Genomic DNA, 10,736 nt, shown 5'->3' with positions numbered 1-10,736 from the left:
CGCGGTCGAGGCCCCGGGGCGGCGGTGGACGACGGCACCCTCGCGCCCGGCCCCGGCCCCGTCCTCGGTGCGGGGGGCGGGCGGGAGGGCGGCGGGTGGTTCGGTGGCCGGTGCGGGCGGGGGGACGAGCGAGACGGGGGCGGCTCCAGTGTCCGGGGCGCCGAGGTCGTCGCCCCGCAGGATCGCCAGTTCCAGCCGCTGGAGTGCGGGCCGGGGATCGACGCCGAGTTCCTCGCGCAGGTGGGTCTTGATCCTGCGGTACTCCGCCAGCGCCTCCGCCTGCCGCCCGGTCCGGTAGAGCGCCAGCATCAGTTGCTCGGAAAACCGCTCGTGAGCCGGGTATACGCGCGTAACTTCCCAAAGATCGACGAGGGTTTCGCGGCAGCGGCCGTGTTCCAGTTCGATGTCGCAGACCCGTTCCAGGACCCGCAGGCGCTCCTCCGCCAGCCGGGGCACCTCGTCCCGGTGCAGCAGCCCTGAGGGCACGTTGGCGAGCAGCGGCCCCTTCCACAGGGCCAGGGCCGCCCGCAGGGTGTACAGCTCGGAGTCGGTGCCGGCCGTCGCCGCCCGGCCGACGAGCTGCCGGAAGTGGAGGAGGTCGAGGGTCTCGGCGTCGGCGTGGATGCGGTAGCCGCCGGCGACCGCCACGACGGCCTGGTTCTCGATGCCGTACTTGGCGAAGACCCGGCGCAGCCGCAGCACGCAACTCTGCAGCGCGGCCTTGGCCGTGACGGGTTGTTCCTCGCCCCAGACGGCCTCCTGGAGGTGGTCGGTGGACACCACGCGCCCCGGACGGATGAGCAGGGCGGCCAGGAGCGAGGTCGGCTTGGAGGGCGGGAGCACCACGAGGTCCCGCCCGTCGGTGAGGCTCAGAGGCCCGAGCAGTTGGAACAGCACCGTCGTCCGCCTTCCCGTGCGCTCTGCGCGACCCGCCGTCGGGCCGCTGCGTCGTCGTACCGTTCCGGAACGGGGGCTACTGCCAGCCGAAGTCGTGCGGCAGATGCCCGGGGCGTGGGTGTACGGGCGAGGCGCCGTGACCGGCGGGGCCACTCGGTACGTCGGAGGCGGACACGGGAGCGGAGGCGGATACGGATACGGGAGCGGAGGTGGCGGCATACGCGGGGTGGGCGACGAGAATGCCGCCACTCAGTGCCACGGACACGAACGCGGTGACGGAGAACCGGTGGAGAGGCGTCATGCGGAAGCCCTTCGAACCGTCGGTGGGGAGTGTTCGACAGCACCGTGAGTTTTGTACGCGGGCGCGGGGGTGGTGAAGGTGAGACCGCTGGACCGATGAGGCCATGGCCCCTTCCGTCCAGCATGCGGACGTCCGCCGGTCCGGCCTCCGAGCGGCCGTCTGCCGCAGCTCACCCACTCGTGCCATGATTTTTACCGCAGCGTCAACGAGATGCCGGAAAATGGATTCCTCAGGTGAGGAACGACTCCGGCGAGCGGCTGGACCGACCGTGCCGCCTAGCGGGGAGGGACGATGCTCGACCCCTTGGGTCTGGACGCCACTGCCGAGGCCGTCTACCGGGCGCTGCTCGCCCAGCCGTACGCGTCCCTCGCCGAACACCGCGCCCTGCTGGACGTGACACCCAATCAGTTCGACGGCGCGCTGAAGGTGTTGACCGACCTCGGCCTGGTGCGCCCGGCCGCGCGCTCCGGCGGGCGCCGGCTGCACGTGGTCGATCCCCGGCTCGGCCTGGAGGCGCTGCTGACCCGCCGCCGCGCCCTGCTCGCCGCCGAACGCCGGCGCCTGGCGGACGGGGAGGCGGCCGTGGCCGAACTCCTCTGCGCACTCCCCGCCACCCATCCGGCGATCGACGAGTCACCGGTGGTGCACCTGGACGGCGTGGACCACGTACGCGACTACCTGGCCCGGCTCCACGAGGAGGTCGAGGAGGAGATCCTCACCTTCGCGACGGGCGGCGCGCAGACGGAGGAGAACATGCGCGCCTCCCGCCCGCTCAACCAGGAACTCCTGGAGCGCGGGGTGCGCATGCGCACGGTCTACCTCGCCAGCATCCACAACCACCCGCCCACGGTGACCCATGTGACCTGGCTGGCCTCGCTCGGCGCCGAGATCCGTACGGCCCCCTCGCTCAGCACCCGCATGATCATCGCCGACCACCGGGTCGCCCTGGTCGCCCTGGACGACCAGGACTCCTCACTCGGCGCGCTCGTGGTGTCGGGCGCGGGACTCATCGCCGCGCTGGAGGCCCTCTTCGAACACGTCTGGTCCGGCGCCGAACCCCTGGGCTGCGCCGAGGAACCCGCGGAGCACTCCCTGACCCGCCAGCAGCACGAGACCCTCCGCCTTCTCGCCCGCGGATACACGGACGAGGCCATAGCCAAGCGCCTCGGCGTCTCCCCCCGCACCGCCCGCCGCATCGCCACGGGCCTCCTCGGCCACCTGGACGCCCGCAGCCGCTTCCAGGCCGGCGTCCACGCCGCCCAACTCGGCTACCTCCCCCCCAACGGCCCCCGAACCTGACCTGGGACGGAGCGCTCGGTGTGACCGTGCGGACGGGCGCGGAGGGGGCGAATGAGACCAGATCCGAGACCGCCCGACCGTTTCACCGCCATGGACATGAGACGCAATCCGTGGGAGGCGGCGAGTGCGCTGGTCCACCGCGCCGGCAGGGGTTATCGCCGCCACTCGGCTCGTGAGGCGTCTGCTCGTGCAAGTCCGGAAGTCGATCACGTAGTGGCTGAGGTCATCCGGGTCGTGGCGTGAGGTCCGGAGGCTGCTTGAGGCGAGCGCTGGAACTCGGTGTCACCGCGATCGATACGAGCACCAACCACCTCGGCTTCCACTCGCACACCGTCCTGGCGCGGGAGGCCGACGACATGCCGGCCGAGGAGCGGGCTCATCTCCACGTGCTGGCCAAGGCGCTGTTCGCGATTGCTCTCGGCGAGACGAGGCGGTTGTGCCGGGACGCGACGGTCTCGGTCGAGGGCGTGCGCTGCCCGGTGCCGGCCCAGCTGATCGACACCAGGGGCAGGGCCCCTTTTCCACGGCGACGAGCTGACCGTGACTGCGGTCGGTGAGGACGGTCCGGCCGAGGCCGCCCGGCACGAGCGGCTCACCCCGGGCAACCGAAGATTACCGATGAGCACTATCCGCCCCGCGAGGACCATCACCACCCCCGCATGCGCGGGGACCACAGGAGCTGACCTGCTGTGTTATCCGGCCGGATGGTGGATTTTACTTACTTTGCCAAGTTCCGACCTATGGGACATAAAGGGGTTTCCTCCTGCTGTGCTCTGTCCCATCCTCACCTACCGAACCGCCGTCGTTTCGCCGCTTTGCTCCAGCCCTGCCTCGGTGGTTGCCCCGATGGTTCCGGTGCTCCTGCCGCCCCTGGAGCGGGCCCCCGCTGGCTGGGGCGGTGGAGGAGGGTGAGGCCCTCGTGGTCTGTGGGGTGCCAGGCGTGGTCGTGAGTGCGGAAGGTGAATCCTTGTTCGTTGTCGGTGGTGTGGGCAAGGAGGGCGCGCCCATGGCCGGAGTATGTGCGTACTTCTTCCCAGAGGATGTCCCGTACCCGGGCGGAGGGGGAGCCGAGGAAGACGCCGGGGGAGATCTCCAGAAGCCAGCGAGTGAGGAACCCGCGTAGTCGGCTGGGCAGTTGGTGAGGACGATAACGGTCACCAGACCGGCTCTTCTCCGTAGTTGCGACCGGAGACAAGGAGCTGCCCACTATCGGTTTGGATGCCGACCAGGTCCGCGTCCTGGTTGTTCGTCGGCGTACCGCCCTTTCCGGAGTCCTCGTAGCGCAGGAGCTTCTTGATGTCGTTGGCGCAACGCTCCAGCAGGCCGGTCTTGTTGATGCGGTCGCGCAGCGCACGCCGGGTGCGGGTTGGTACGTCCTCGTCCCCCGACGCAGCGGCGTCGAACGCGGCCGGGATTCCGATCTCCGTTTTGTAGAGGTCGGCAATGTCGAGAACGAAAGAGCGTTCGTGCCCGGAGTGCACGAAACCCAGTCCGGGAGAGCAGCCCAGGGCGGCCACCACGGCGTGAGCCACCCCGTACATGCACTGGGCGGCGGCTGTGACCCCCTGGTTCGGTGCGTCCCCTGCGGCGAAGTCACCATGGTGGTACTCGCGCCGGACCCAGCGGACGCCCGTGCGCTCCGATTCTCGCCGGTAGCACTCCTTGACCCGGCGTCCCTCCATCCGCAGCAGGTCGTCCCGGCTGCGCCCAGCGGTGTCCTCGCCGGGGAAGCGCATGCGGTACATCTCCCGGGCCACTTCCACCCGTGTACGCCGGTTCGCCCACGCTGTCGCCTGCGCTTCCAGCAATCCGGACGAGCGGGTGAGCGCCCGGCCGCCGGCGTAGAAGCGCACGCCGTGTTCTCCCACCCAGCTCACGGCGGCTCCGCTTTCCCCGAGCAACGCCATCGCCTGGTGTGTGACGCGTGTGCCCGGACCCAGCAGGAGTGTCCCGATGGTCGCCGAGGGGATGTGCGTGACCCCGTCCGCATCGGTGGCGGTGAGGGCGTTGTCGTCCCGGTGAACGGTGCAACGCTCCAGGTAGAGGAACGAGGCGCGGTCGGCCACCCGGGTGAGTTCGCGAGGGGAGGAGAGGCTGCGTTTGCTGACACTGCTCATGTCCGGTCGTCACCGCACCGGTGCGAGAGTCATCAGGCCACATCCGTACGCCTTCGACTTGCCCATCCCGTGGGTGAGCGTGCGGCGGAAGGCGGCGAGGTCGGTGATCCGCAGCCGTCCGTCGAAGGTGACTCGGGTGAAGCGTACGTCTGTGCCGGTACCGGCACCGCTCCTCGCGCCGCGTTGACCGGCCAGGTGTTCCCCGCGCCGCTGGAAGCGCACCGCGGTGCGGTCGTGGACGACGAGTTGATAGTGCCACTGCACCGGCAGCGCTTTGGTGTCCGTGTCCTGCCCGCCGCCGTCATCGGCGCCGGTTTCCCTGGGCAGGACGTGGAACCCGGCTCGCTCCTGATGCTTGAGGAGCCAGCCCACCTGGTGCTCGACGGTGACGTGGGCCGCGCGCTTGGTCGGGGCGCCCACCGGATCTGTCTCGCGCCGGATGTGGTGCAGCGGATTGGCCGTGAGCCGGAAGGCCCATTCCCCTCCTGCCGCGAGCCTGTCCAGGAACTCCGCGTAGGCGAACGTGGTCCAGCCCTGCGCGCCCAGGATCGGCCAGCCCGCCTGCTCCGCCAGGTGGGTGAGGTCGGGTCGGCCGGGACTGGAAATGAGCAGGTCGACGCGGTTGGCCGGCGCTTCGTCCAGCCGCCACAGCACTCGGGGGCCATTGCCGTCGCGGGCTGCGGGTTCCGGAAACGCCATGTCGACGGCGCCGTGCAGGCGCTGGGGGGAGGCGAGCAAGGCACGGGCGCCGGAGCGGGCCGTGTTGACGCGGAAGCGGGTCAGGTACATCGGCGGTTCCTAGAAGTCGTCCGTGGCGAGTGGCTGAGCAGACGAGTCGCGCCCTGCGGCCGGGGCCGGCCGCAAGTGCGCTGTCGGGTCGTGGAAGGGGGCCGACGCCGGTACGTGCCCAGCCCGTACGCCGCGCATCGCGTACCGCCGGTGCTGCGGGTCGTAGCTGAGGGGCGTGTCGCGAAGCTGGAAGTCAGGGGTGTCCTGGGGTGGGCAGTCCAGAAACATGTCCAGATCCTCTGGGGGCTGTCCGTCCGCCACCCCGTGCGTGCGCGGCCGGCGCGCTCCCTGCCAGGGCGCCTGCCGAAGGGCGTCCTCCAGGGGCAGGTCGCTGAGGGAGGCCCCGTGCTCGAGAAGCAGCGGATGCGACGGCGGGCACGATCGGCGTCCCAAGTAAGGGAGGAACCGGGGCGCGTCGACGGCAGCGTACAGCCGCCGTACGAATGCGTCCCCGCCCTCGACCCCGGCGACGAAGACGGCGTCGGCAAGGTAGTACCGGTGCGACAGGGGCAGTACGCGTCCGGTGTCGCTGTTCTCCGCCTTGTGGAAGTCGCGGACACGGGAGCCGGGCCGGTCGATGCGGACACCGAAACGCAGCGCGGCCAGATCGGCAAGATCGGCTTCGCGAGGGCGGCCCTCCGCGGCAGCCAGCAGGCCCAGCACCCCGCTCTTGGTCGGTGCGTTCTCCGTGGCGCGCTGTACGAACCGGGACGAGGACCCCCACGACTGGAGAGGCCCGGCGAGCCGCAGCAGCAGCGTCGTCATGCGCCGGACTCCAGGCGCTCGGCGACCGCCGAGCCGACCTGCCCCAGCAGAGTGTCCAGCGTCAGCGCGCTCCCCAGCGCCGCGAGACCATCGGTTTCCCCGCCCACCCGGAACACCCAGGTGGGGTCGGACTCGAGTCCGTATGCCCGCTCCATCTCCGCGATGTGGGTCGCCAGCTGATCGCAACTCCCGCGGAGGTAGCCGCCGTCCGCGCTCTTCGGCACCGGGGTCTCGAAGGCCCCTACGAAGCTCAGTGGCCAGCGCTTGCGGAGCTTGACGATGACCACCGAGGGCCGGGTGTGGTGGGCGAAGGTGTTGATTTTCCCGGTCGGCAGAGAGGTGATGAATGCCTCCAGGAACGCCGTGAGGGCCTTCGACGCGGGGGTGCCGGCCGGCTGCTCGGGATCGAGTCCGACTCCGAGATTGCGATGGAGCTCGTCCACATCGACGGCCGCGTACCGGTAGAGCGTCGCGGAGTTGAAGTCGACGGTACCGATCATCCCGGCACCCGATTCGGAGTCGCCGCTGAGGTCGTCCACGGCCGTGTAGTAGTCGGATTCCACTTCTGACCGGTGCACGCTGAGCGCGTGCGCCACCTGCGCGGCGGCTTCCACGTTGAGGTCGGCCGCGTCGGCCACCATCCGCCCGAAGAGGGCGATGTCCACCGAGTGCCGTGTGTCGACGGCTGTACGGGCCAGTGCCTTCTTCTTCTTGTCCTTCAGCTCCGCCTTCAGGGTCGCGGGATCACCTCCGTCGCTCTCCCTGACCGCGATTTCGGCGAGCGCGTCCAACTGCCGTCGGCTGAGGAACATCAGGTACTTCGACTCGGGGGGCGTGTCGCCGTTCCCTTCGTCGTCCTTCGCCTTGCGCTTCGGTACTTCCAGGGGGGAGCCGGTCGCGGCCGACAGCACTTCCACGGCCAGCTTGACCGAGTTGCCGGAGACGGTGGCGTCCAGCTCCGTGATGCGCTTTGCCAGCGCCTCCACCACCCGCTTCGTCCGCACACCAAGTTCCTCGGGGGGAAGCAACTGCTCGAACTGCTTCCTGGCGGCCCGCTTCCACGCCTGGCTTGAGACCCTGGCCCGGCGCTCACCTCCGTAATAAGCGGACTTGGGGGTTCCGGTGTCGTCCCGGTTCATGTTGCTGGGCGGCACGTTCTGGAGGATGTGGATGTCGATGATGCTGCGTGTCACAGGTGTTCCGCTTTCGTATGGGTGATGGGTCGTGGCCGAAGGGCTTCCGGGGGTCCATGGGCAGGGCGGCGGGCGCCCGCGGGAAGTGCCGGCGCGGTGGCGATGGCCGGCGGCGCCGAGTGGGGCACGGCGATCCGTGAGGCTGTCGGCCGGACCATCGATCAACCGCGCCATGACCGGTCAGGCGTCCATGCCCCACTCCTCCTCGGACCCGGCCCCGTCCTGGTGTCCCTCGCCGGAGGCGTCGTCCGGGGCGGCGGGCCGGTCGTCCGCCTCCGCATCTGCTTCGGTGGCCGGGCCGCCCCAGGAACGGCGGTGCAGTTCGACACCCCAGTCCCGTGTGACGGAGTCGGGTGCAGTGGCGCGGGTTACCAGCCGTGTGCCGAGTCTCAGGCTGTGCTCGACACCGCGCTCGACCATGCATCGGGCGAAGCACAGACGCGGCTCGCGGCGGCACTGGGGACAAATGGCGCTGCGCCACCGTGACAGGCCGAATCGAAGTCGACTCCCACAAGTTCCTGCCAGTTTTCATCGGCGCCGAACGCGCCGGCCGACTTCGTGCGCATATGAGACCGAGTGCGCACGACGGTTGGCTGGAGTCCTCCTCGGCCCGCGTCGACCCCCCTGAGGCACAGGAGTGCGTCCTTCACGTCTTCGCGTGCGGGGTGGCCGTCTGCCACCTCGTTTCCTGACGTGCACGACGCCGGGCTCGTTGTCGTCCGCCGCCTGATCGGAACCGGCCAACTCGGCGCGTACGCAGGGGCTCCGGTGCTGGAATAGCCCCATGGGCGACACGCTGTACGACACCGACCTCATCATCATCGGCGGCGGGCCCGCCGGGTGCGCTGCCGCACGTATGGCTGCCAGCGTCGGGATGCGCTCGGTTCTGGTCGAGCCGGACCGGCTGTGCCGGAATTTGTACCGGATTCCGGCCCTGAACAACGTTCTCGGCGGCTACACCAGCGGCCCCGAGCTGGCTGATGCCATCGTCACCGAGCTGAAGAGCACGGAGCTGTGCCGCCTCGAACTCGGTCGGTACGTCACCGGGCTACGCGCGGACGACGACCGGGTGGCCGTCACGTTGGACACGGGTGCTTCTCTCACCGCTCCGTACGCCGTCGTCGCCACGGGCGTCGGTCCTCTTCAACCCGGTAACGTGCCCTGGATCACCGCCCCCGACGGTCTGATGCTGCCTGCGCTCTGGCAGGCCGACGCGGAGGATGCCCGGGGCCGGACCCTTCTCGTTCTCGGCGGCGACCGGCCGATCGGTACCTTCCTGCGTGCCCATCCGGCCACGGAGACGCGGCTTCTCGTGGCGTACCCGGCGGCGGACGCGTACAAGATCGACGAGATCCGCGAGGACCCCCGGGTCACGCTCCTTCCCGTCGATCACCTGACGCTGCACGGTGGGGAAGGTGCCCAGCCGGCGGCCGAGGCGGTGGGACGGGACGGTGCTCATCGGACGGTCACGGCGGACGCCGTCTTCCTCAGTCTGGGAAGTGTCCCCGCCGTGCCACCCGGAGACCTGATCCGTGGCGCGGACGGATACTGCTCGCCCGCCGACCAGCACCCCCGCGTCATCGTGGCCGGAGACCTTCGCTCCGCCCGCTTCCAGCGGATCATGACCGCCCTGGGCTCCGGCAGTGAGGCAGCGCTGCGTGCGTACTACGCATCGAGGGACCTGCCCCTCAAGGGGTGAGAGACCCTGGTGTCGCCCGGAACGTCGAAGGGCCCCACCGCGAGCGGTGGGGCCCTTCGACATCGTGCCCGGTGAGGCACTGGCGGAGGATACGAGATTCGAACTCGTGAGGGGTTGCCCCCAACACGCTTTCCAAGCGTGCGCCCTAGGCCACTAGGCGAATCCTCCGCCGCAAACAATACAAGACGTTGGGGAGTGCTCGCGAACCCGATTCGCGGAGGGGGTTCGGGGAGGTGGGGGAGGTGGACTTGTGGGGGTGGGGATCGGTTAAGGTGGGCGTCAGCCCCTCACGTGGCGCTATCTGACTGAACTCCCCCAGGGCCGGAAGGCAGCAAGGGTAGGTTGGCTCTGGCGGGTGCGTGGGGGGCCCTTGCGTGTGCGGGCGGGACCGGTTGTCGGTGGGCCCCGATAACCTCGTAGGTGTGTCGTCCCTTGCGCTGTACCGCCGCTACCGCCCCGAGTCGTTCGCCGAGGTCATCGGTCAGGAGCATGTCACTGACCCGCTCCAGCAGGCCCTGCGGAACAACCGGGTCAATCACGCGTACCTGTTCAGCGGCCCGCGGGGCTGCGGCAAGACGACGAGCGCGCGCATCCTCGCCCGCTGTCTGAACTGCGAGCAGGGGCCCACGCCCACCCCGTGCGGTGAGTGCCAGTCCTGCCGGGACCTCGCGCGCAACGGGCCGGGGTCGATCGACGTCATCGAGATCGACGCCGCTTCGCACGGTGGTGTGGACGACGCCCGTGATCTGCGGGAGAAGGCGTTCTTCGGACCGGCCTCCAGTCGTTACAAGATCTACATCATCGACGAGGCGCACATGGTGACCTCGGCGGGGTTCAACGCCCTGCTGAAGGTGGTGGAGGAGCCCCCGGAGCACCTGAAGTTCATCTTCGCGACCACCGAGCCCGAGAAGGTCATCGGGACCATCCGGTCGCGCACCCACCACTACCCCTTCCGGCTCGTGCCGCCCGGGACGCTGCGCGACTACCTCGCCGAGGTCTGCGGCCGGGAGAACAGCCACGTCGACGAGGGCGTCCTGCCGCTCGTCGTGCGGGCCGGGGCCGGGTCCGTGCGTGACTCGATGTCCGTCATGGACCAGCTGCTCGCCGGCGCGGGCGACGAGGGTGTGACGTACGCCATGGCGACGGCCCTCCTCGGTTATACGGACGGCTCCCTGCTCGACTCCATCGTGGACGCCTTCGCGGCGGGCGACGGGGCCGCCGCCTTCGAGGTCGTGGACCGGGTCATCGAGGGCGGCAACGACCCGCGCCGCTTCGTCGCCGACCTGCTGGAACGGCTGCGCGACCTGGTGATCCTGGCCGCCGTCCCGGACGCCGGGGAGAAGGGGCTGATCGACGCGCCCGCCGATGTCGTGGAGCGGATGCAGGCCCAGGCGTCCGTGTTCGGGGCCGCCGAGCTGAGCCGCGCCGCCGACCTGGTCAACCAGGGGCTCACGGAGATGCGCGGCGCCACCTCGCCCCGCCTCCAGGTCGAGCTGATCTGCGCGCGGGTGCTGCTGCCCGCCGCCTTCGACGACGAGCGCTCGCTCCAGGCCCGGCTCGACCGGCTGGAGCGGGGCGCCTCCTTCGCCACCGCCGGGCCCGGCCCCGCCATGGGGTACGTCCCCGGCCCCGAGGCCCTCGCCCACGCACCGGCCCCCACCGCCCCGCAGCCGGGC

At 70.2% G+C, this 10,736-nt stretch carries 10 protein-coding genes, 1 tRNA gene, 1 other RNA gene and 1 pseudogene; 5 read left to right on the top strand and 8 right to left on the bottom strand.

What is annotated here, in order from left to right:
• Positions 1–897 (bottom strand): AfsR/SARP family transcriptional regulator (locus tag MHW47_RS25450; protein WP_239226103.1); only part of this gene is annotated, 897 nt, incomplete at its 3' end.
• Between the two features lie 592 nt (positions 898–1,489).
• On the opposite strand from MHW47_RS25450, the gene MHW47_RS25445 reads away from it, so the two are divergent.
• Together MHW47_RS25445 and MHW47_RS25440 are read left to right on the top strand one after the other, a co-directional pair.
• Positions 1,490–2,497, top strand: coding sequence for a helix-turn-helix transcriptional regulator (locus tag MHW47_RS25445; protein WP_239226102.1), 1,008 nt, complete (start codon positions 1,490–1,492; stop codon positions 2,495–2,497).
• A gap of 257 nt (positions 2,498–2,754) precedes the next feature.
• Entirely contained in the window at positions 2,755–3,054 is a 300-nt protein-coding gene (locus MHW47_RS25440; RefSeq protein WP_239226101.1) for a hypothetical protein, read from the top strand.
• Positions 3,055–3,281: 227 nt separating this feature from the next.
• Here the strand turns inward: MHW47_RS25440 and cas2e are convergent.
• From cas2e to MHW47_RS25410, 6 genes and pseudogenes are all read right to left on the bottom strand, one after another.
• Positions 3,282–3,655, bottom strand: a pseudogene (cas2e, locus tag MHW47_RS25435) (type I-E CRISPR-associated endoribonuclease Cas2e).
• Positions 3,652–4,614: a type I-E CRISPR-associated endonuclease Cas1e gene (gene cas1e / locus MHW47_RS25430; RefSeq protein ID WP_239226100.1), complete on the bottom strand. Its 963-nt coding sequence runs from the start codon at positions 4,612–4,614 to the stop codon at positions 3,652–3,654. Before cas1e ends, cas2e begins: the two are co-directional and overlap by 4 nt.
• Before the next feature lie 9 nt (positions 4,615–4,623).
• Positions 4,624–5,403 (bottom strand): type I-E CRISPR-associated protein Cas6/Cse3/CasE, encoded by a 780-nt coding sequence (gene cas6e / locus MHW47_RS25425; RefSeq protein WP_239226099.1) that lies wholly within the window; start codon positions 5,401–5,403, stop codon positions 4,624–4,626.
• Positions 5,404–5,412: 9 nt separating this feature from the next.
• Entirely contained in the window at positions 5,413–6,168 is a 756-nt protein-coding gene (gene cas5e / locus MHW47_RS25420) for a type I-E CRISPR-associated protein Cas5/CasD (protein WP_239226098.1), read from the bottom strand.
• Complete coding sequence (cas7e, locus tag MHW47_RS25415) at positions 6,165–7,361, bottom strand: type I-E CRISPR-associated protein Cas7/Cse4/CasC (protein ID WP_239226097.1); 1,197 nt, start codon at positions 7,359–7,361, stop codon at positions 6,165–6,167. The genes cas5e and cas7e overlap by 4 nt, the downstream gene beginning before the upstream one ends.
• 180 nt (positions 7,362–7,541) lie before the next feature.
• Positions 7,542–7,781 carry a hypothetical protein gene (locus tag MHW47_RS25410; RefSeq protein ID WP_239226096.1) on the bottom strand — a complete coding sequence of 80 codons (240 nt, stop codon included), beginning with the start codon at positions 7,779–7,781 and terminating at the stop codon, positions 7,542–7,544.
• A 364-nt stretch (positions 7,782–8,145) separates the two neighbouring features.
• On the opposite strand from MHW47_RS25410, the gene MHW47_RS25405 reads away from it, so the two are divergent.
• Positions 8,146–9,060 carry an FAD-dependent oxidoreductase gene (locus MHW47_RS25405; RefSeq protein ID WP_239226095.1) on the top strand — a complete coding sequence of 305 codons (915 nt, stop codon included), beginning with the start codon at positions 8,146–8,148 and terminating at the stop codon, positions 9,058–9,060.
• Positions 9,061–9,140: 80 nt separating this feature from the next.
• Here the strand turns inward: MHW47_RS25405 and MHW47_RS25400 are convergent.
• Positions 9,141–9,228: transfer RNA gene (locus MHW47_RS25400), tRNA-Ser, on the bottom strand.
• Between the two features lie 110 nt (positions 9,229–9,338).
• Here MHW47_RS25400 and ffs point away from each other — a divergent pair.
• Together ffs and MHW47_RS25390 are read left to right on the top strand one after the other, a co-directional pair.
• Positions 9,339–9,435: signal recognition particle sRNA small type (ffs, locus tag MHW47_RS25395), an RNA gene on the top strand.
• 47 nt (positions 9,436–9,482) lie between these two features.
• A partial coding sequence (locus tag MHW47_RS25390; protein WP_239226094.1) for a DNA polymerase III subunit gamma and tau occupies positions 9,483–10,736 on the top strand: 1,254 nt, incomplete at its 3' end.

The organism is Streptomyces sp. OfavH-34-F (assembly GCF_022347745.1).
In the GTDB taxonomy this organism is placed as follows: Bacteria; Actinomycetota; Actinomycetes; order Streptomycetales; family Streptomycetaceae; genus Streptomyces.
This window is presented reverse-complemented; position numbering and strand designations above follow the sequence as displayed.

Excerpts from the sequence above, each read along its gene's own strand:
- MHW47_RS25445 (WP_239226102.1), top strand. The coding sequence starts at position 1,490 with ATGCTCGACCCCTTGGGTCTGGACGCCACTGCCGAGGCCGTCTACCGG.
- cas1e (WP_239226100.1), bottom strand. The coding sequence starts at position 4,614 with ATGAGCAGTGTCAGCAAACGCAGCCTCTCCTCCCCTCGCGAACTCACC.
- cas6e (WP_239226099.1), bottom strand. The coding sequence starts at position 5,403 with ATGTACCTGACCCGCTTCCGCGTCAACACGGCCCGCTCCGGCGCCCGT.
- cas5e (WP_239226098.1), bottom strand. The coding sequence starts at position 6,168 with ATGACGACGCTGCTGCTGCGGCTCGCCGGGCCTCTCCAGTCGTGGGGG.
- MHW47_RS25410 (WP_239226096.1), bottom strand. The coding sequence starts at position 7,781 with ATGGTCGAGCGCGGTGTCGAGCACAGCCTGAGACTCGGCACACGGCTG.
- MHW47_RS25405 (WP_239226095.1), top strand. The coding sequence starts at position 8,146 with ATGGGCGACACGCTGTACGACACCGACCTCATCATCATCGGCGGCGGG.